Below are 20,941 nucleotides of genomic sequence, written 5' to 3'. Positions count from 1 at the left end.
ACAGCCGGTTAAATAACCGGCTGACCGGTACGGCTTATTGCGGCGTGTTGATATCCACTTCATTTATATGTGCCGCTTTCTGTTTCATGGTGAGCGTCGAGCCGGCAGACGCCGCGATAATCGCCAGCAGCGCCAGCCATTGCTGCAGCGTCAGCAGCTCGCCGAGGAACAACATGCCGGAGAGCGCCGCCATCGCCGGTTCCAGACTCATCAGCGTGCCGAAAATGCGCGCCGGCAGACGCGTCAGCGCCATCATTTCCAGCGAGTAAGGAATGGCGCTGGAGAGCAGGGCGATGAGCAACGCCAGCGGCAGAATTTCCCACTGCCAGATACCGGGCGCGGCAAAGGTCAGACCGAGCGGCACAAAAATCACTGAGGCGATCAGCGAGCCCATTGCCACCGTGGCCGGGCCGTGTTCGGCGCCTGCCCGCTGGCCCGCCAGAATATACACCGCCCAGCAGGCGCCGGCACCCACGGCCAGCAGCGCGCCGGTGGGATCAATATGGCTCAGGCCATGGCCAATCGGCAGCAGGAACCACAGGCCGGTGACCGCCAGCAGCACCCAGAGAAAATCCAGCGGACGGCGTGCGCCGGCCAGCGCCAGCGTCAGCGGGCCAAGAAACTCCAGCCCCACCGCTACGCCCAGCGGCACGGTGCGGATCGAGAGATAGAACAGGTAATTCATGCAGCCCAGCGCCAGTCCATACATCAGCAGCGGTTTGCGCTGCTTTGCACTGAAGCGCAGGCGCCAGGGTTTGAAAATCGCGCACAGGATGAGCGTGCCCAGTCCCAGACGCAGCGCGGTAATGCCAGGCGCACCGACGGTGGGAAACAGCGATTTCGCCAGCGATGCGCCGCCCTGCAGCGACAGCATGGCGATCAGTAATACGGCAACCGGCAGCACTACCGGCGCTAGTTTGGGGTGGGAAAGAGGTGCAGACATCCTGTGATCAATTCCTGTGATGATGAATAACCAGGCAACGGGCAGCCAGTGTAAAGCAATCGGCGGGAAATAAGGAGGCGGCTGAGGCAATGATGCGGGGTTTCTGTCGCCGCTTTTTTATCGGGCGCGGCCGCCTCGCATCATCTGGCGTCAGTGACGCCTCATTCACACCTCTTTTTGGGCGAAATTTCAGCGAATAAAGCGCGACGGCGGAAAAAATGCACCAGCGACTGGCTGAAAAATCACCGTTTTCAGGGCCATTTCCGTAAAGAAATGTCAGGTTAGTTTAGGAATTTACTTAAACCGATAATTTTCTGTGCGCAGGATTATTGCAGAAAGATGATGCTTTTTATAAGAAAAATGAATGACATAGGAAAGTTCATTAACTTTCTGTTACACCAAACAATCTGTTAGACAACAAAATGCGGGCAGAGTTTCTTGCTAAGTTTTGTTATATTTTTAGCGTTGTCAGGAGAGAAGTATATTCACATTTGAGGTGGTTATGAAAAAAATTGCATGTCTTTCAGCACTGGCTTGTGTACTGGCAGTTTCCGCTGGTTCCGCCATGGCACAGAGCACCGTTTCTGCCGGCTACGCGCAGAGCGACTATCAGGGCGTTGCTAACAAAGCTAACGGCTTCAACCTGAAATACCGCTACGAAGACGGTTCTAACCCACTGGGTTGGATCGGTTCTTTCACCTACACCGAAAAAGATCGCACTGAAGATGGCGTGTACAACAAAGGTCAGTACTACGGCATCACCGGTGGTCCGGCTTACCGTCTGAACGACTGGGCCAGCATCTACGGCGTAGTAGGTATCGGCTACGGCAAATACCAGCAGAACCAGACTGCCGGTCAGTCTAAAACCGACAGCAGCGACGTAGGCTTCTCTTACGGCGCAGGTATGCAGTTCAACCCAATCCAGAACGTTGCTCTGGACGTGGGCTACGAGCAGAGCCGCATCCGTAACGTCGACGTGGGCACCTGGATTGCTGGCGTAGGTTACAGCTTCTAAGTTTTTGCTTAGACCAGAGTTGCACAGAAACGGCCCTTTACGGGCCGTTTTTTTATGCCTGAAAACGCTGCCGTGAAGGGCGTTTTTCGCAGGCAAAATAAAACCCGCTGCAGGCAGCGGGTCAGACTGTGAAGCCCTGAGGAAACTCAGCCGCGCCAGATCAGATTCGGGCAGGGCTGCGCGGCGATTTTTTTGCCGGTCAGTTTCTCAAGCAGCATCAGGCGCAGGGCAAAAGGCGAGCGGCTAAACAGACACAACAGCGACTTCAGCTCGAAAGCCGGTTTGCTTTGTACGGTCTGGAAGCATTTGCCGCAGTCGAGGCAGCTTTTCATCGTGCTCATCTTTACCTCCTGGAAAACGGGTAACTCAACAGTAAGCACAGCCCTGCAATAAACAGCAGGAAAAGGAGCAGCAACAGCCAGGGTTCGTTCATCGTTGCCTCCTTTGTAGGCTATTCGCTTACAACATGTACAAAGATAGCACTGGCTATACTCTTTAGCCAACACTATTCAGGAAAAATTTGTGCTTATTTGTGCCTGGTTTACAATGAGCGCAGCCAGCCCGCACCGCAGGTAAAGTGCGGCAGATAATAAAGAGGAAGCTGAATGAGTCGTCGTGCGAAAAGCGTCACCCACATGCCCCAGGGGCCGCTGAAAGATATTGAGGAGCATGTCGAAGGATTTCGCCAGGTACGCGAAGCGCATCGCCGTGAGCTGATTGATGATTACGTTGAGTTAATCTCTGATTTAATTCGTGAATTTGGCGAGGCGCGCCAGGTTGACATGGCGGCACGCCTGGGCGTTTCGCAGCCGACCGTGGCCAAAATGCTGAAGCGTCTCAGTACCACCGGTCTGGTTGAGCAGGTGCCGTATCGCGGCGTGTTCCTCACCCCGGAAGGCGAGAAGCTGGCTGAAGCCAGCCGCGTGCGCCATCACATCGTTGAAACCTTTCTGCTGGCGCTGGGCGTCAGTCCGGAAACCGCCCGCCGGGATTCCGAAGGGCTCGAGCATCACGTCAGTGATGAAACCCTCGCCGTGTTCCAGAAATTTTACGAGAATCGCTAACCTACAAGGCCTTCTGCCATCATGCCCATCGTGCTTCGTTCCTTAATGCGTGACCGCGTTTTGCATTTACTGTTGCTGTTGGGCGTGATTCTGTTGCCGCTGGCGGATTACCGCTGGCCGCAGCTGCCCGCCGCCGTTGACTGGCACACCATCATGACGCTCACCGGTTTGCTGATGCTGACAAAAGGGCTGGAAAACAGCGGCTATTTTGATGTGCTCGGTGCGCGGCTGGCGCAGGGCTTCCAGCACGAACGCACGCTGGCGCTGTTTATGGTGTGCGCGGCGGCGCTGCTCTCGACCTTCCTGACCAATGATGTAGCGCTGTTTATCCTGGTGCCGCTCACGCTGACGCTGCGCAAGTTCTCGCGCCTGCCTATCTCCCGGCTGATCATCTTTGAAGCGCTGGCGGTCAACGCCGGCTCGTTGCTGACGCCGGTCGGCAACCCGCAAAATATCCTGCTGTGGAGCCACGGCACGCTCAGCGTGGCCGGTTTCATCGGTCAGATGGCACCGCTGGCGGCGATGCTGATGCTGACGCTGGTGGTGCTGACGTGGTTTAGCTTCCCGGCGCGCAGCATTGAGAAGCATGATGCGCCAGGCAATCAGCAGTGGCAGAAACCGCTGTTTATCGTCAGCGTGCTGCTGTACGTGGTGTTTATCGTCGCGCTGGAGCTGAAACTCACCGGCTGGGCGCTGCTGCTGGTGGCGGGCTGTTTTCTGCTGATGGCGCGTCAGGTGCTGGCGACCATCGACTGGAGCCTGCTGCTGGTATTCGTGGCGATGTTCATTGATGTCTTTTTACTGATGCACCTGCCAGTTCTGCAGCCGCATTTTGCCGCCATCGGTCAGCTGGGCGAGGGCGGTATCTATCTGCTGGCGATTGGCCTGTCACAGGTGATCAGCAACGTGCCGGCCACTATTCTGCTGTTACAAAAAGTCCCGCCTTCCGAAGTGCTGGCCTGGGCGGTGAATATCGGCGGCTTTGGCCTGCTGCCGGGATCGCTGGCCAACCTGATTGCGCTGCGCATGGCACAGGACGCCAAAGTGTGGTGGCGTTTCCATCTGTTTTCCCTGCCGATGCTTGCCTGGTCGATGCTGTGCGGCTGGCTGTTGTTACAGCTGCTGCGTTAACCCTGACCCACCTGTCCGCCTTTGCAAGACGCGCTGATTTATCAGCGCGTTAAGTGATGTGGCAGAAAATGCGTCGGATGTTAGCTTATGTAAAGTTACACTGGCATTTGTCAATTTCCCATCTAAGGTTAAGTTGACCGTTTCGCCCGGGGATCGGGATTACCAGCCAGTGATGACAAATTATGAGTGAAAACCACAATCCGCCATCCGCCGATGAGCAAAAAGACAACAACACGTCAGATTCCAGTCAGGATAACGAGCAATCACCCCGTAAACGCCCCGGCAAAAAGCCGCTGATCATTCTGGCGATTGTGGTGGTGATTATGCTGCTGGTGGGATTCTGGTTCTGGTTTAGCACGCGCAACATTGAAACCACCGACGATGCGTTCACCGAAGGCGATGCCGTGACCATCGCGCCCAAAGCGTCGGGCTACGTGGTGCAGCTGCTGGTAAAAGATAACCAGCGGGTGAAGAAGGGCGATCTGCTGGTGCTGATCGATCCGCGTGACAACGCCGCACAGCGCGATCAGGCCAAAGCACAGCTCGGTCTGGCGCAGGCGCAGCTGCATCAGGCTCAGGCGCAGCTGGCGCTGGCGCGGGTGCAATATCCGGCGCAGCGCGATCAGGCGCTGGCCGACCAGGCGCGGGCGCAGGCCAATTTACTCAATGCGCAGGCGGATTACCGTCGTCAGCGCGGTGTTGACCCGCGCGCAACCTCGCAGCGCAACATTGATACCGCCGCTGCGCAGTTACGCTCGGCTGAAGCGCAGCTGCAGAGCGCCAAAGCGCAGGTCGAAGTGGCCTCGCAGGTGCAGTTGCAGATTCGCCAGCAGGAAACCAATGTCGAAGCGCGGCAGCAGCAGGTCGAACAAGCCCGGGCTCAGCTCAACACTGCCGAGCTTAACCTCTCTTACACCGAAGTGCGGGCGCCGTATGACGGTTTCGTTACCAAACGCAACGTGCAGCCCGGTACGCTGGTGCAGGCCGGCAGCGCGCTGTTTTCGCTGGTATCGCCGGATATCTGGATCACCGCCAACTTCAAAGAGTCGCAGCTGGCGCGCATGAATTCGGGCGATAAAGTGGAGATTGGCGTTGATGCCTGGCCGGACATGAAGCTGGAAGGGCACGTCGACAGCGTGCAGATGGGCTCCGGCTCGCGCTTCTCTACCTTCCCGGCCGAAAACGCCACCGGTAACTACGTGAAGATCGTGCAACGCGTACCGGTGAAAATTGTGATTGATAAAGGACTCGACCCGAATCACCCGCTGCCGCTTGGCCTGTCGGTTGAACCGAAGGTGACGGTGGAATGAGTGCGAGCGAAAGCTGGCGTCCGGCCAGCAATCCCTGGCTGGTTGCCATCACGGTAACGCTAGCGGTGTTCATGGAGATTCTGGACACCACCATCGTTAACGTCGCGCTGCCGCACATCGCCGGGTCGCTGTCATCCAGCTACGATGAATCCACCTGGGTACTGACCTCCTATCTGGTCGCCAATGGCATTGTGCTGCCGATCTCGGCCTTTTTCAGCCGCCTGTTTGGGCGCAAGCAGTTCTTCCTGATCTGCATCGTGATGTTTACCATCTGCTCCTTCCTGTGCGGCATTGCCACCGAGCTGTGGCAAATCATTCTGTTCCGCGTACTGCAGGGCTTCTTCGGCGGCGGGCTGCAACCGGTGCAGCAGTCGGTGCTGCTGGATTACTTCAAGCCGGAAGATCGCGGCAAGGCTTTTGGCCTGTCATCGATTGCCATTATCGTCGCGCCGGTCATTGGCCCGACGCTCGGTGGCTGGATCACCGACAACTACAGCTGGCGCTGGGTGTTCTTTATTAATATTCCGGTGGGGATCCTCACGGTGCTGGCGATCTATCAGCTACTGGAAGATCCGCCGTGGGAGCGCAAGTGGGAGAAGGGCCGGCTGAAAATCGACTATATCGGCATCAGCCTGATTACCCTGGGTCTCGGCTGTTTGCAGGTGTTTCTCGATCGCGGTGAAGACGAAGACTGGTTCGCTTCACACTTCATTCGCCTGTTTGCCATGCTGGCGGCCGTCGGCATCGTCGGTGCGGTTTACTGGCTGCTGTATGCACGCAAGCCGGTGGTGGATATCACGGTGATGAAGGATCGTAACTTCTGGGTGGCCGGTCTGCTGATGGCGGGCATGGCGATGATTCTTTATGGCAGCTCGGTGGTGTTACCGCAGCTGGCACAGCAGGATCTCGGTTATACCGCCACCTGGTCCGGGCTGGTGCTGTCGCCCGGCGCGGTCCTGATCGTGCTCACCATCCCGCTGGTGCTGAAGCTGATGCCGATTGTGCAGACACGCTACATCATCGCCTTTGGCTTTACCTGTCTGGCGCTGGCCTTCTTCTATTCCAGCACCCTGACGCCCAACGTGGATTTCACCACGCTGGTGCTGATGCGCAGCGCGCAGTCGATTGGCCTCGGCTTCCTGTTTGTGCCGCTCACCACCATTGCCTTTATCACCGTGCCGCAGCGCCTGAATGCGGATGCCTCCGCGCTGTTCACCATGTTTCGTAACGTGGCCGGTTCGATCGGCATCTCGCTGGCCACTGCCGGCATCACCGAACGTGAACAGGTGCGATCGGCCCACATGGTGCACAACATGTCGCCGCTCAATGAGCAGTTCAACCTCACGCTGCAGCACTGGGCGCAGGCGATTCGTGACTTTACCAGTGCGGTGGGCGATCCGCTGACGCTGGCCAGCGGTCAGCTCTATCAGGAGATGATTGCCCAGGCGCGTATTCTGGCTTACATCGACGTGTTCATGGGCCTGAGCATTGTCGCCGTGCTATTGATTCCTTTTTGTTGGTTGCTTTCGCCGATCAAGAGCGAAGGCAGTGCAGGAGCACATTAACATGATCACCTCTTCGCGCGTTACGCCGTCGCTGACGCTGCTGGCGCTGTCCATGCTGCTGGCGGGTTGTGCCGTCGGGCCCGATTATCAGCCGCCGCAGGCGCACACGCCCGGTAGCTACCGTGATTTGCCCTCTCAGGAAGCCTCAAAACCGCTGGCGTCCGCGACCAATCCTTCGTGGTGGAAAAGCTTTAACGACCCTCAGCTCGATAGCCTGATTGAGCGCGCCATCGCCGGCAACCTGACGCTGCAACAGTCGGTGCTGCGCATCGCCGGTGCGCGCGAACAGCTGGCGCAGGCACGTGGCGGGCTGTTCCCGTCGCTTAACGGCTCCGCCAAAGTGACGCGTCAGCAGCTCGGCCTGAAAGGCATGCTGAAATCCAACGGGGTGTACGATCAGGTGGATGATGACGTGGCAGATCAGCTCAACGGTCTGACCCATTCGGTCACGCTGTATCAGGGCAGCTTTGACGCCAGCTGGGAACTGGATTTATGGGGCAAAGTACGACGCCAGATGGAGATGGCGGACGCGCAGCAGCAGGCGGCGATTGAGCAGCGTAACGATGCGCTGGTGTCGCTGGAAGCCGAGGTCGCGCGCGCGTATCTGCAGCTGCGCGGCGCGCAGGCGGTGCTGGCAACGCTGCAACAGCAAATCAACGTGGCGCAGCAAACCTGGGAGCTGACGCAGAGCCAGCAGCGTAACGGTCTGGCGCCGCTCACCGATGTTGAGAATGCCCGTGCGCAGCTGGCCTCCCTTAACGCGCAGCTGCCGCAGTATCAGGCCCAGGAGCGTCAGGCGATGAACGGCCTGGCAGTGCTGCTGGGCAAAACGCCGGGCGCACTGGATAACGAACTGATGAGCAGCAAAGCGCTGCCGGCGTTGCCGAAGCTGGTGGCGGTGGGCATTCCATCGACGCTGGCGCGTCGTCGTCCGGATATCCGCCAGGCTGAAGCGAATCTGCATGCACAGACCGCCAATATCGGCGTATCGGTCGCGAACCTGTTCCCCAGCCTGTCGCTCACCGGGCAGCTGGGGGTGCGCAACACCGATGCCAGCTACCTTGACGACTGGAGCAGCCACTTCTTCAGCGTCGGCCCGGCGCTGTCGATCCCGATTTTTCAGGGCGGACGTCTGGTTTCCAGCGTGAAACTGGCGCGCGCGCAGCAGGCGAGCGCGGCGCTCGATTATCGCCAGACGGTACTGACGGCGCTGCAGGATGTGGAAAATGCGCTGGTCAGCTACCGCGCCGATCAGCAACAGGTTACCGCGCTGGATGAGACTACCGGCGCACTGCAGCGCGCCTTTGACCTCGCCAGTGACAGTTACAAACAGGGCATCTCCACCTTCCTTGAGGTGCTGGATGCCCAGCGCCAGCTGGCGCAGTCGCAGGCGCAATCCACCCAGGCGCGCATGCAAAGCGCACTGGACCTGGTAGCGCTGTATAAAGCGCTGGGCGGCGGCTGGGAGCCGTATCAGCAGGTGACGCTGCCGGACTATGACGTCTTTGGTCCGGCCACCGCAGTCAATTAATCTGCCATCGCTGACCGCATTCACGGCGTGCGGTCAGCGCCTTCCTTGAAATAAATATTCTCCCTTCTGTTTGTTGTGCAAAATTTGCACTGACTTCTCTGCGCCCTGAATCAGGTTGTGTGATCATTATCTCAATTAAAGGCAAAGATAATGACCCGTGGCGCAAAATTTAAATTTCATATTTATTCATTGTGGTGGAAATAATCTATTTTAAGGCTTCTTATCTCAGGAAAGGAGTTGGTTATGTCCCGCGAAACCTGGATGACGCCCAATCCGGCATCAGGGCCAAACAGTAGCACGCGCACCGAGCCTTTTGTGAAAGTCATTGCGCTGATTGCCACCCTCGGTGGTTTGCTGTTTGGCTACGATACCGGCGTGATCTCCGGCGCACTGTTATTCATGGGCGACGATCTGCATCTCACCCCATTTACCACCGGGCTGGTGACCAGCAGTCTGCTGTTCGGCGCGGCGTTTGGCGCACTGGCTTCCGGTCACTTTGCCGCCGCGGTCGGGCGGAGAAAAATTATTCTGGTACTGGCGATTATTTTTGCACTCGGCGCGCTGGGTACCGCACTGGCACCTGATGTCAGCTGGATGATTTTCTTCCGCCTGGTCCTTGGCGTGGCCGTGGGCGGTGCGTCCGCCACCGTACCGGTGTATATCGCCGAAATGGCACCGGCCAACAAACGGGGTCAGCTGGTGACCATGCAGGAGCTGATGATCGTTTCCGGCCAGATGCTGGCCTATATGTCGAACGCCGGCTTCAACGCGGCCTGGGGGGGCGACACGACCTGGCGCTGGATGCTGGCGGTCGCCACGCTGCCGGCGGTGCTGCTGTGGTTCGGGATGATGTTTATGCCGGACACGCCGCGCTGGTATGCCATGAAAGGCCGTCTCGCTGAGGCGCGCAAGGTTCTGGAACGCACCCGCGCGCGCGAAGATGTTGAGTGGGAGATGATGGAGATCGAAGAGACGCTGTCGGACGAGCAACAGCAGCGTCCGCGTCTGCGGGAACTGCGCCAGCCATGGCTGATCAAACTGTTCCTGATCGGTATCGGTATTGCCGCCATCCAGCAACTGACCGGCGTGAATACCATCATGTACTACGCGCCGACCATGCTGAAAGCGGTGGGGATGAGCAATGACGCTGCGCTGTTTGCCACCATTGCCAATGGCGCGGTCTCGGTATTAATGACCTTTGTGGGGATCTGGCTGCTGGGGCGCATCGGTCGCCGCACCATGACGATGATAGGTCAGTTTGGTTGTACCGCCTGTCTGGTGTTTATTGGCACCGTCAGTTACCTGATGCCGGAAACAGTTAACGGTCAGCCGGATATCTTGCGCAGTTATATGGTGCTGCTGGGTATGCTGATGTTTCTGAGTTTCCAGCAGGGCGCGTTATCGCCGGTTACCTGGCTGCTGCTGTCAGAAATTTTTCCCACACGGTTACGCGGTATTTTTATGGGCGGCGCGGTATTTGCGTTGTGGATCGCTAATTTTCTTATTTCTCTGCTGTTCCCGGTGCTGCTGGCGTCGGTTGGCTTATCCGGCGCGTTCTTTATTTTCGCGCTGATTGGCATAGGCGGCGCGATTTTTGTTATTCGCTGGGTACCGGAAACACGCCATCGTTCGCTGGAGCAGATTGAACATTATTTGCACGACCGGCTGTCTGATGCGCCGGCACCCCAGGTATTGCGACCGGCAGTGAAGAAAAGCGGATAACCACAGACATACGATTTTTGCATGATGGCCGGTGAACAACCGGCCTTTTTTTATTTATTTAATGGCAAAATGAGATATTGCTCGCATCTGTGACGCTAATGCCATCCGCGTTAAAAACGGATTTTACTTACACTATTAATGTTTTTTTACCTTTATGCTGACTTCTGCCTCAGCGCACAATAAGCGCTAAACGCTTGTTTCCTACGCGTGAATAAGCAATGAAATCGATTCCAGTTCCAGCCGGTGGTACTGAACCGCTGATGTTAATTCACCGTTAATTCACGCCGCACATTGGGTTTAAACGCGCCTGCCAGGAATATGCTAATCCATTCGGATTAATCCGGTCTGCAAAATTAATTTATTTTTTTATTTGAATTGGGTAATCTTGCCACTACAGTTTATTTAACCCCCTTAAGCAAGGACATTGTGATGAGTGACGCATTTAAAGTTCTGAACAACATTCGCACATTACGTGCACAGGCTCGTGAACTGCCACTGAGCGATCTGGAAGAAATTCTGGAAAAATTAACCGTCGTGGTGACTGAGCGCCGCGACGAAGTTGAAGCGGAAGAAGCGCAGAACCGCGAAAAAGAAGAGAAGCTGTCTAAATATCGTGAAATGCTGCTGGCAGACGGTATCGACCCGAACGAATTACTGGGTGCACTGGAAACCGGTAAAAAACGCGCCAAGCGTGCGCCGCGTCCGGCGAAATATTCTTACACCGACGAAAACGGTGAAGAGAAATCATGGACCGGTCAGGGCCGTACCCCAGCTGCGATTAAAAAAGCGCTGGATGCAGGTAAAAGCCTCGACAGCTTCCTGATCAAATAATCTGCACAATCCTTGTAAGCGGGAGCCGGAGGCGTCAGCGTCTCCGGCTTTTTTATTGGCCTCGCTCCGGGCACGGGCGGCGGTTCACTTCCCGCGCCGTGGATAACCTGTCCGGCACGGTCGCAATTATTTTACCTCTGGCAACAAGGTGTTCTCCGCCTTGCCTCTGCGTATCCGGGTGCAGAGGTGGCTCATCCAGGCCGCTTCTGGCATAATGCCCGCTGTTTTTTCCTCCACTGCGTAACAAAGGTCAATGCCGTGTTAGTTTCCAGCAATATCACTATGCAGTTCGGCAGTAAGCCACTGTTTGAGAATATCTCCGTTAAATTTGGCGGCGGTAATCGTTACGGTTTAATCGGTGCGAACGGCAGCGGTAAATCGACCTTCATGAAAATACTGGGCGGCGACCTGGTTCCGACTAACGGAAATGTTTCCCTCGACCCCAATGAGCGCATCGGTAAGCTTCGCCAGGATCAGTTTGCTTTCGAGCAATATAGCGTGCTGGATACCGTGATTATGGGTCACCAGGAATTGTGGGCGGTGAAGCAGGAGCGCGATCGCATATATGCATTGCCGGAAATGAGCGAAGAGGAAGGCTATAAAGTCGCCGACCTTGAGGTCGCCTACGGTGAAATGGACGGTTACAGTGCCGAATCACGCGCCGGAGAATTATTACTCGGCGTGGGCATTCCGGTGGAGCAGCATTACGGTCCGATGAGTGAAATTGCCCCAGGCTGGAAATTGCGTGTGCTGCTGGCGCAGGCATTATTTGCTAACCCGGATATTTTGTTACTCGACGAACCGACCAACAACCTGGATATTGACACCATTCGCTGGCTGGAGCAGGTGCTGAACGAACGTGACAGTACCATGATCATCATTTCGCATGACCGTCACTTCCTGAATATGGTGTGTACGCATATGGCGGATCTGGATTACGGTGAGCTGCGCGTTTATCCCGGCAATTATGACGAATATATGACGGCGGCGACCCAGGCGCGCGAGCGTTTATTAGCGGATAACGCCAAGAAGAAAGCGCAAATTGCCGATCTGCAATCCTTCGTTAGCCGCTTTAGCGCCAACGCCTCAAAATCGCGTCAGGCCACTTCGCGCGCGAAGCAGATTGATAAAATCAAACTGGATGAGGTAAAAGCCTCCAGCCGTCAGAACCCGTATATTCGTTTCGAGCAGGATAAAAAGCTGTTCCGTAATGCGCTGGAAGTGGAAGCGCTGACCAAAGGATTTGATAACGGTCCGCTGTTTAAAAATCTTAACCTGCTGCTGGAAGTGGGTGAGAAACTGGCCATCCTCGGCGCCAACGGTATTGGTAAATCCACGCTGCTGAAAACGCTGGTCGGTGAACTGCAGCCGGATAGCGGCACGGTGAAATGGTCGGAGAATGCGCGCATTGGTTATTACGCGCAGGATCACGCCGAAGATTTTGCTGACGACCTGAGCGTGTTCGACTGGATGAGTCAGTGGAAGCAGGAAGGTGACGACGAGCAGGCGGTGCGCAGTATTCTGGGTCGTCTGCTGTTCAGCCACGACGACATTAAGAAGCCAGCGAAAGTGCTGTCCGGTGGTGAGAAGGGCCGCATGCTGTTTGGCAAGCTGATGATGCAGAAGCCAAACATCCTGGTGATGGACGAACCGACCAACCACCTGGATATGGAGTCGATCGAGTCACTGAACATGGCGCTGGAGATGTACGAAGGCACGCTGATTTTCGTCTCGCACGACCGTGAGTTCGTCAGCTCGCTGGCGACGCGCGTGATCGAGATGAAAGGCGATCGCATCGTTGACTTCACCGGCAACTACGAAGATTACCTGCGCAGCCAGGGCATCGTCTAATGGCGTAGCCGTTTAGCAGCCGCCATCATCAGCGGCGCAATTTATCGCCTGATAATTTGCGCCGCTCAGCAATACCTGACGCTTATGTCACGCCCCGGCGTTATTCCTCACGCTTGCCACACACTTCACATTGCGCATCCTGCGCCACTTTCAGGCTGCGAAACTCGGCGCTCATCGCATCGTACATCAGCAGTCGCGTGCTGGCCGGCTGGCCAAAGGCGCTCAGCACCTTCAGCGTTTCCATCGCCTGCATCGCACCCACCACGCCGACCAGCGGAGCCATCACGCCGGCTTCGACACAGCTCAGCGTCTGCTCGCCGAACAGGCGGCTGATGCAGCGATAGCAGGGCTCGCCGGGCTGCCAGGTAAATACGCTGAGCTGGCCTTCCATACGAATGGCGGCGCCGGAGATCAGCGGCACCCGATGCTGAAAACATCCGCGGTTCACCTGTTCGCGCGTGGTGACATTGTCGCTGCAGTCCAGCACCGCATCGTGACGCGCAATCAGTTCGCCGAGCGCGGCTTCATCCAGCTGCGCATCGATCGCCTCCAGCGTGCAGTGCGGATTGAGCGCCGCCAGCTGCTGACGGGCCGAGGCGACTTTAGCCATGCCGATGCGCGCATCGCTGTGCAGAATCTGGCGCTGCAGATTACTCAGGCTGACGCGATCGAAATCCAGCAGCGTCAGATGGCCGACGCCGGCGGCGGCAAGATAGGGCGCGGCAGCACAGCCCAGTCCGCCCAGGCCAACGATAAGCACCCGTGAGGCTTTTAGCCGTTCCTGGCCGTCGAAATCGAAGCCGCGCAGCACAATCTGCCGGTTGTAGCGCAGCATCTCTTCATCGCTCAGCTCTGTGTGCATTAGCCCTCCAGCAGGCTGTTGAAGGCCTCGACATCAACCCATTCGCCTGGCTCAACGTCACCGCGATCGCGCTCCAGCACAATAAAGCAGTCGGCCAGCGCAAAGGAACTGAACACGTGCGAGCCCTGCGCACCGGTGCTGCGCACTTCCAGTACGCCATCATCGCCGCGACTGAGGATGCCGCGCTGAAAATCGAGTCGGCCCGGCGCTTTCTTCAGACGCTGCGTTGCGCGCGCGCGCTGGCGCAGCGGCATGATGCGCGTGGTCTGGCCGGTCAGCGTGGCCAGCAGCGGCTGCACCAGCTGATAGAAGGTCACGGCCGCCGACACCGGATTGCCAGGCAACCCGCAGAACCAGCTGTTGGCCAGACGGCCAAAGGCAAACGGCTTGCCGGGTTTGATCGCCAGTTTCCAGAAGGTAATCGCGCCCAGCTCTTCGAGCATCGCTTTGGTGAAATCCGCCTCGCCCACTGACACGCCGCCGGTGCTGATCACCACATCGGCCTGGCGATCGGCTTCGCTGAAGGCCTGGCGCAGCTTCGCAGGATCGTCAGCGATCACGCCGAGGTCGATCACCTCGCAGCCAAGTTTGCGCAGCATCAGCGCCACGGTGAAGCGGTTGGTGTCATAAATCTGGCCCTCGGCCAGCGGCTGGCCGACCGCCTGCAGTTCGTCACCGGTGGAGAAAATGGCCACGCGCAGCTTACGCAGCACGCTGACCTCCACAATACCCAGCGACGCCAGCAGCGGCAGCTCCGCGGCACCGAGCCGCACGCCGGCATCCAGTACCTGCTTACCGGCCTGAATATCCTCCCCGATGCGGCGAATATTTTGCCCGGCACGCACTGGCGCGGTGATAACAATGCCGCCGTCACGCGATTCGGTTTGCTCCTGCATTACCACGGCGTCGCAGCCGGCGGGGACGGGTGCGCCGGTCATAATGCGAATCACGCTGCCGACTGGCCACTCGCCATTAAACGGGGCGCCGGCAAACGCTTTGCCCGCTACCGGCAGCACGCGGTCAGCGGACAGGTCGCTCAGGCGCAGCGCGTAGCCGTCCATCGCAGAGTTATCGAACGGCGGCACGTCCAGCGGCGAAATCACCGGCTTCGCGGTAATGCGCCCGGCGGCATCGGCCAGCGCGACGCTCAGGCAATCGCTAATCGGTTGCAGCTGCTGCAGCATTTTCTGCTGCGCGTCTTCAAGGGAAATCAGTCCGGCGGTAAAAGGTTCCATGTCCATCTCTGTCGGGTTAAAGGCGAATGCTGCCTATTATGGTGGCTGTTGTCGGCTGAGTCACATGCGAGATTAAAGGGAATGGAAATTAGTGCGCGGTGACGAATCCGCCGGCGAACATGCTTTGTTCAGACTGAAAGTGAGAGTCATGTTAACAACCGTGCTGACGTTATGATGTGAGTGCGGCAGATACTTTCTTATGCACCAGTGACAGAAACGCGCCCGCAGTGGTATCCCAGTTGGCCGGAACAAACTCTCTTTTATAGCGGTCGCGGAAATCAGATTCGACGTCATCGCACTCTGCCAGAAACAGCTCGATGTCTGCCAGCATGGCGTGCAGGTTTCCTTTATGCGCTTCTCTGATATACGCCTCGATTTTGGGCTCGATCTCATCACCCGGTTCAAACAGGTCATAATCCTGCCCAAACCAGATGCCAATAAAATTATCCAGTTCATTGATACTGATACGGTCCATCATAACTCCGGGAAAGCGGTAATGATAAAGTAAGGTTTGCCGTTGTAGGGCTTAAAATCCAGTATGACGCGAACGGCGTAGCAGGTCTCAACCTCTTCACGCCCTTTACTCACGACTATACCAACCGGATGTGAAAAACGCCGACTCAGGCGCATGCGGGCTTGCAAGCCTGGAGGGATATTTTCACCCACATCTGAATTTGATGCTTGTTATCTGCCAGCACCTTACTGATCAGTGCTTCCGCCTCGCTCAGAGACTTAAAGCTACTGGCTTCATCGAGACGAGGCCGATTACGAAGCCTCTCCCGCAGCTCATCCGGCGTTTTGCCGATATGTCGCTCAATCGTGTGCCCACCGGGTGTTCGCCCTGAAAGCGACTCATGCTCGGCGATTTTGACCCGCCCGGCACGCACCGCGATGACGCGCTCTGCTCCGGCTGCAAAGGCAAATGCCATTGGAATGGCGATATCTACCGTCAGGCCGACATTCATGGCGGTCTGACGGTCAGCGCCGAGCGATTCTGCGAGTGCCACGGCCGAATTAAACGTGTCGGTAGCGACCTGTTTGCCAGTCCATACCTGGCGCAGGCTGGCCTGAAGCGTGTCGAGACTGTGAGTGCCGACAAAGACGCAGCCAGCTTTGGTCAGCACGATTTTTAACCGGCACTGAAGACACACAGAAAGTAAGGGGAAATAGGTTATTCACTGCCTTGCCGGTGCCAGACGTAAGCGCGCCAGCCATAATATTAAAGCTGGTGCGTTCTCTCCCTTAATTCACAAAAAAGCATAATCCACATTAAAAGGTTATGACCGCTGATACACTTTCTGCTTTACAAGCAGGGAGGGGCTTCCTATAGTCGAAAATTGCCAAAAAAAGATGAAAACCATTCTAAATCAGTGTTTTTGGCTCTGATTCCTTGACAGGGTAACGGTTATGGCTAAAGCAGTTATCGCAATTCACGGCGGCGCCGGCGCGATTACGCGTGCGGCAATGAGCGCCGAAAAAGAGCAGCACTATCGTCAGCAACTGGCCGCGATTGTCAGCGCCGGCCAGCAGATTCTGGCCAGCGGCGGTAGCGCGCTGGATGCCGTGACCGAAGCGGTGCGGCTGCTGGAAGAGTGTCCGCTGTTCAATGCCGGCAGAGGGGCCGTGTTCACCCATCAGGGCACCCATGAACTGGATGCCAGCCTGATGGATGGCCGTACGCTGGATATCGGCGCCGTCGCTGGCGTCAGCCGGATCCGCAATCCGATTCTTGCCGCGCGTAAAGTGCTGGAAGCCAGTCCGCACGTGCTCTTCATTGGCAGTGGGGCGGAAGCCTTTGCCGCGCAACAGGGGCTGACGCCGGTCGAGCCTGATTTCTTCTCGACGCCAGAACGCTGGGAGCAACTGCAGCGCGCGCTGGGCAGCGAACAAATGCTGCTGGATCATGATGGCGCGGTGCAGGGGAGCGATCCGCTGGACCCGGATCGCAAATTTGGTACCGTGGGCGCGGTGGCGCTCGATTTGCAGGGTAATCTGGCGGCTGCCACCTCCACCGGCGGCATGACCAACAAGCAGGCGGGCCGCGTCGGCGATTCACCGCTGGCGGGCGCCGGCTGCTATGCCAACAACGCCACCGTGGCGGTCTCCTGTACCGGTACCGGCGAAGTGTTTATTCGTACGCTGGCGGCTTACGATGTCTCAGCGCAGATGGAATATGGCGGTCGTTCGCTACAACAGGCCACCGCCAGCGTGATTCATGACAAAGTGCAGGAGCTGGAGGGTAGCGGCGGGCTGATTGCCGTTGATGCCCACGGCAACGTGGCGCTGCCGTTTAACAGCGAAGGCATGTACCGCGGATTCGCTTATGTGGGCGGCGAGGTTGAGGTGGCGATTTACCGCGACAGCTAAGGAGCAGGCATGACGGATCTACAGCAGCAGTTTGCGCCGCAGCAGGTGCTGGCGGTACGCGATCTCTGCGTGCGCTTTGAGCATGAAGGGCGCGTGACGGACGCCGTGCGGCAGCTTTCACTCGATCTGCATCGCGGAGAAACGCTGGCGCTGGTGGGCGAATCGGGCTCGGGTAAATCGGTGACGTCGCTGGCGCTGATGCGTCTGATTGCACAGGCCGGCGGCGCGGTCAGCGGTGAAATTCTGCTGCGGCGGCGCAACGGCGAGGTGCTGGATGTGATGCGGGCGTCCGCCAGCCAGATGCGCCGGGTGCGCGGTGCGGACATGGCGATGATCTTTCAGGAGCCGATGACGTCGCTCAACCCGGTGTTCACCGTCGGTGAACAGATCGCCGAATCTATTCGTTTGCATCAGGGTAAAAGTCACCAGCAGGCGCAGGCCGAAGCGCGACGCATGCTGGATCTGGTGCGCATTCCGGAAGCGCACAATGTGCTGTCGCGCTATCCGCATCAGCTCTCCGGCGGTATGCGCCAGCGCGTGATGATCGCCATGGCGCTGTCGTGCAAGCCGGCGCTGCTGATTGCCGATGAGCCGACCACCGCGCTGGACGTCACCATCCAGGCGCAGATTCTGCAGCTGATTCGTGTGCTGCAAAAAGAGATGCAGATGGGCGTCATCTTTATTACCCATGATATGGGCGTGGTGGCGGAGATGGCCGATCGCGTGCAGGTGATGTATCGCGGCGATGTGGTTGAGCGCGCGCCGGTGCAGCAGTTGTTCGACGCGCCGCAGCAGCCGTATACCCGCGCGCTGCTGGCGGCCGTGCCAAAGCTCGGGGCGATGAGCGGCCAGCCGCTGCCGGCGAAGTTTCCGCTGCTGCATACCAACGGCCGCGAAGAGGCCAGCACGCCGCAGGATACCGTGCGTCACGATCGTCCGCCGATTTTACAGGTGCGCGATCTGGTGACGCGCTTTGATATTCGTGGCGGGCTGCTCAATCGGGTGAAGCGCCGCGTCCACGCGGTGGAAAAAGTCAGTTTCGATCTTTATGCAGGCGAAACCCTCGCGCTGGTGGGCGAGTCCGGCTGCGGCAAATCCACCACCGGACGCTCGCTGCTGCGGCTGGTCGCCAGCCAGGGCGGCAGCATCACCTTTGACGGCCAGCGCATTGATGCACTGCAGGGCAGGGCGCTGGCCACGCTGCGCCGCGATATTCAGTTTATCTTTCAGGATCCGTATGCGTCGCTCGATCCGCGCCTTACCGTCGGCTTTTCAATTATGGAGCCGCTGCTGGTGCATCGCAGCATGGGGCGCACGCAGGCAGAGAAACGCGTCGCCTGGCTGCTGGAACGCGTCGGTCTGCTACCCGAACACGCGCAGCGCTACCCGCACGAGTTTTCTGGCGGTCAGCGCCAGCGTATCTGCATCGCACGCGCGCTGGCACTCAATCCTAAAGTGGTGATCGCCGACGAATCCGTCTCCGCGCTGGATGTGTCGATCCAGGCGCAGATCATCAATCTGATGCTGGATTTACAGCGTGAATTTGGCATCGCCTTCCTGTTTATTTCGCACGACATGGCGGTGGTGGAGCGCATCAGCCATCGCGTTGCGGTGATGTATCTCGGACAGATTGTGGAGATGGGACCGCGTCAGGCGGTATTCGAACAGCCGCGCCATCCTTATACCAAAAAACTGATGGCCGCGGTGCCGGTGGCCGATCCGGCGCATCGGCACCGCGAGCGGGCGCTGATGGTCGATGAGATCCCCAGCCCGATTCGCCCGCTGGGTGATGAGCCGGAAGTGGCACCGTTACTGGAAGTGGCGCCGGGCCATTTTGTCGCCCGCCATGCCATTAGCGGCGCCTGAGCAGCAACCAACCGCGCCCTCTGTGCAGGGCGCGCAAGACAGGGACTACAGGAGAACGATAACGATGCACCATATCATGCGAAAAGGGGTTATCACTGCCGGGTTGTTGAGTTCGGCGCTGGCGCTGCCCGCCTGGGCGGCCAAAGATGCGGTGATTGCCGTGGCGTCGACCTTCACCACGCTGGATCCGTACGACGCCAACGACACGCTGTCGCAGGCGGTGGCCAAGTCTTTCTATCAGGGCCTGTTCGGCTTCGATAAAGACATGAAGCTGGTCAACGTACTGGCCGAAAGCTATCAGGCCAGCAGCGATGGGCTGACTTACACCATCAAACTGCGTCCGGGCGTGAAATTCCAGGATGGCACGGATTTCAATGCCGAAGCGGTGAAGGTCAACCTCGACCGCGCCAGCAATCCGGACAACCATCTCAAGCGCTATAACCTGTTTAAATATATCGCCACCACCGAAGTGGTCGATCCGTCCACGGTGAAAATTACCCTGAAGCAGCCGTTCTCAGCGTTTATCAACAATCTGGCGCACCCTGCTGCGGTGATGATCTCGCCAACCGCGCTGAAAAAATATGGCAAGGACATCGGTTTCCATCCGGTAGGCACCGGACCTTATACCTTTGACACCTGGAACCAGACCGACTTTGTCAAAGTGAAAAAGTGGTCGGGCTACTGGAAGCCGGGCTATCCAAAACTCGACAGCATTACCTGGCGTCCGGTGGTGGATAACAACACCCGCGCGGCCATGCTGCAAACCGGTGAGGCCAGCTTTGCCTTCCCGGTGCCGTTAGAGCAGGCCAAACTGTTGCAGGGCAATAGCAAGCTGGATGTGGTGACCACACCATCGATCATGCAGCGTTACATCAGCCTCAACGTGACACAAAAGCCGTTCGATAACCCGAAAGTGCGCGAAGCGCTGGAGTACGCCATCAATCGCCAGGCGCTGGCGAAAGTGGCCTTTGCCGGTTACGCCACGCCAGCCACCGGCATCGTGCCGCCGCGCATTGATTTTGCCCAGAGCTATCCGGCCATCAAATACGATCCGGCCAAAGCGCGCGAGTTGCTGAAGGAAGCGGGCTACCCGAACGGTTTCGAAACCACGCTGTGGTCATCGCATAACCACAGCACCGCGCAGAAAGTGCTGCAGTTTACCCAGCAGCAACTGGCGCAGGTAGGCGTGAAGGTAAAAGTCACGGCGATGGATGCCGGCCAGCGCGCGGCGGAAGTAGAGAGTAAAGGGCAGAAAGAGAGCGGGGTGCGCATGTTTTACACCGGCTGGTCAGCCTCCACCGGCGAAGCCGACTGGGCGCTGACGCCGCTGTTCGCTACCAGCTCGTGGCCACCGGCGATCTTCAACACCGCGTTCTATAGCAACCCGCAGGTGGATAAAGACCTGGCGGATGCGCTGAAGACCACCGATCGCGACCAGAAAGCCAGACTGTATAAAGATGCGCAGGACCGCATCTGGAACGATCACCCGTGGATTCCGCTGGTGGTGGAGCAGCTGCTGTCTGCGAACAATAAAAACCTGACCGGTTTTTACGTCATGCCCGATACCTCATTCAATTTTGATGAGGCGGATCTGAAGTAACAGACGCGGCCAGCCTTACGGGGCTGGCCGATGCTGCGCGGGATTTCG

The 20,941-nt window shown here is 57.8% G+C and carries 19 protein-coding genes; 12 read left to right on the top strand and 7 right to left on the bottom strand.

Translation table 11 applies throughout. The annotated features are described in order from the left end of the window. Positions 1-34: 34 nt before the first annotated feature. On the bottom strand, positions 35-943 hold the full coding sequence (gene rhtA / locus FT726_RS01320) for a threonine/homoserine exporter RhtA (RefSeq protein ID WP_031279870.1): 909 nt from the start codon (positions 941-943) through the stop codon (positions 35-37). 502 nt (positions 944-1,445) lie between these two features. Here rhtA and ompX point away from each other — a divergent pair. Beyond that, positions 1,446-1,958 carry an outer membrane protein OmpX gene (gene ompX, locus FT726_RS01315; RefSeq protein WP_031279869.1) on the top strand — a complete coding sequence of 171 codons (513 nt, stop codon included), beginning with the start codon at positions 1,446-1,448 and terminating at the stop codon, positions 1,956-1,958. 146 nt (positions 1,959-2,104) lie between these two features. On the opposite strand, the gene FT726_RS01310 is transcribed toward ompX, so the two are convergent. Then, positions 2,105-2,299, bottom strand: coding sequence for a hypothetical protein (locus FT726_RS01310; protein WP_021508417.1), 195 nt, complete (start codon positions 2,297-2,299; stop codon positions 2,105-2,107). A gap of 264 nt (positions 2,300-2,563) precedes the next feature. On the opposite strand from FT726_RS01310, the gene mntR reads away from it, so the two are divergent. The 8 genes from mntR to FT726_RS01270 all read left to right on the top strand — a co-directional run bounded on the left by mntR (position 2,564) and on the right by FT726_RS01270 (position 12,963). After that, complete coding sequence (gene mntR / locus FT726_RS01305) at positions 2,564-3,022, top strand: manganese-binding transcriptional regulator MntR (RefSeq protein ID WP_288422743.1); 459 nt, start codon at positions 2,564-2,566, stop codon at positions 3,020-3,022. A gap of 21 nt (positions 3,023-3,043) precedes the next feature. Further along, the gene (locus FT726_RS01300) at positions 3,044-4,153 is read left to right on the top strand and encodes an SLC13 family permease (RefSeq protein WP_058757804.1); all 1,110 of its coding nucleotides are present in this window, start codon (positions 3,044-3,046) and stop codon (positions 4,151-4,153) included. Between the two features lie 182 nt (positions 4,154-4,335). Beyond that, positions 4,336-5,463, top strand: a complete 1,128-nt coding sequence (locus tag FT726_RS01295) for an HlyD family secretion protein (protein ID WP_346302327.1) — start codon at positions 4,336-4,338, stop codon at positions 5,461-5,463. Continuing rightward, complete coding sequence (locus tag FT726_RS01290) at positions 5,460-7,028, top strand: DHA2 family efflux MFS transporter permease subunit (RefSeq protein ID WP_058775341.1); 1,569 nt, start codon at positions 5,460-5,462, stop codon at positions 7,026-7,028. Before FT726_RS01295 ends, FT726_RS01290 begins: the two co-directional genes overlap by 4 nt. 1 nt (position 7,029) lies before the next feature. Then, the gene (locus FT726_RS01285; protein WP_021508411.1) at positions 7,030-8,559 is read left to right on the top strand and encodes an efflux transporter outer membrane subunit; all 1,530 of its coding nucleotides are present in this window, start codon (positions 7,030-7,032) and stop codon (positions 8,557-8,559) included. Positions 8,560-8,802: 243 nt separating this feature from the next. Beyond that, complete coding sequence (locus FT726_RS01280) at positions 8,803-10,281, top strand: sugar porter family MFS transporter (protein ID WP_058769513.1); 1,479 nt, start codon at positions 8,803-8,805, stop codon at positions 10,279-10,281. A 429-nt stretch (positions 10,282-10,710) separates the two neighbouring features. Continuing rightward, positions 10,711-11,112 (top strand): H-NS family nucleoid-associated regulatory protein, encoded by a 402-nt coding sequence (locus FT726_RS01275; protein WP_021508409.1) that lies wholly within the window; start codon positions 10,711-10,713, stop codon positions 11,110-11,112. A gap of 258 nt (positions 11,113-11,370) precedes the next feature. Further along, a complete protein-coding gene (locus FT726_RS01270; RefSeq protein ID WP_031279866.1) occupies positions 11,371-12,963 on the top strand; it encodes an ABC-F family ATPase in 1,593 nt (530 codons plus the stop codon). Between the two features lie 100 nt (positions 12,964-13,063). On the opposite strand, the gene moeB is transcribed toward FT726_RS01270, so the two are convergent. The 5 genes from moeB to FT726_RS01245 all read right to left on the bottom strand — a co-directional run bounded on the left by moeB (position 13,064) and on the right by FT726_RS01245 (position 16,184). Further along, complete coding sequence (gene moeB, locus FT726_RS01265) at positions 13,064-13,825, bottom strand: molybdopterin-synthase adenylyltransferase MoeB (RefSeq protein WP_346302326.1); 762 nt, start codon at positions 13,823-13,825, stop codon at positions 13,064-13,066. Beyond that, complete coding sequence (gene moeA, locus FT726_RS01260) at positions 13,825-15,060, bottom strand: molybdopterin molybdotransferase MoeA (protein ID WP_288422739.1); 1,236 nt, start codon at positions 15,058-15,060, stop codon at positions 13,825-13,827. Before moeA ends, moeB begins: the two co-directional genes overlap by 1 nt. 169 nt (positions 15,061-15,229) lie before the next feature. Continuing rightward, positions 15,230-15,535: a contact-dependent growth inhibition system immunity protein gene (locus FT726_RS01255; protein ID WP_288423001.1), complete on the bottom strand. Its 306-nt coding sequence runs from the start codon at positions 15,533-15,535 to the stop codon at positions 15,230-15,232. Next, positions 15,535-15,690, bottom strand: a complete 156-nt coding sequence (locus FT726_RS01250) for an RNase A-like domain-containing protein (RefSeq protein WP_288422738.1) — start codon at positions 15,688-15,690, stop codon at positions 15,535-15,537. The genes FT726_RS01255 and FT726_RS01250 overlap by 1 nt, the downstream gene beginning before the upstream one ends. Beyond that, positions 15,681-16,184 carry an RNase A-like domain-containing protein gene (locus FT726_RS01245; protein ID WP_288422737.1) on the bottom strand — a complete coding sequence of 168 codons (504 nt, stop codon included), beginning with the start codon at positions 16,182-16,184 and terminating at the stop codon, positions 15,681-15,683. The genes FT726_RS01250 and FT726_RS01245 overlap by 10 nt, the downstream gene beginning before the upstream one ends. Positions 16,185-16,467: 283 nt before the next feature. Between FT726_RS01245 and FT726_RS01240 the strand changes: the two genes are divergently transcribed. The 3 genes from FT726_RS01240 to gsiB all read left to right on the top strand — a co-directional run bounded on the left by FT726_RS01240 (position 16,468) and on the right by gsiB (position 20,893). Next, positions 16,468-17,427, top strand: a complete 960-nt coding sequence (locus tag FT726_RS01240; RefSeq protein ID WP_125308430.1) for an isoaspartyl peptidase/L-asparaginase family protein — start codon at positions 16,468-16,470, stop codon at positions 17,425-17,427. Positions 17,428-17,436: 9 nt separating this feature from the next. Beyond that, positions 17,437-19,293: a glutathione ABC transporter ATP-binding protein GsiA gene (gene gsiA, locus FT726_RS01235; RefSeq protein ID WP_275025570.1), complete on the top strand. Its 1,857-nt coding sequence runs from the start codon at positions 17,437-17,439 to the stop codon at positions 19,291-19,293. A 64-nt stretch (positions 19,294-19,357) separates the two neighbouring features. Further along, positions 19,358-20,893 carry a glutathione ABC transporter substrate-binding protein GsiB gene (gsiB, locus tag FT726_RS01230; protein WP_058757797.1) on the top strand — a complete coding sequence of 512 codons (1,536 nt, stop codon included), beginning with the start codon at positions 19,358-19,360 and terminating at the stop codon, positions 20,891-20,893. The last annotated feature ends 48 nt before the right edge of the window (positions 20,894-20,941 follow it).

Source organism: Pantoea sp. Morm, assembly GCF_016643525.1.
GTDB lineage: Bacteria > Pseudomonadota > Gammaproteobacteria > Enterobacterales > Enterobacteriaceae > Pantoea > Pantoea dispersa.
Note: the sequence above shows the minus strand (reverse complement) of the source record. Positions and strands in the feature narration are given on the sequence as shown.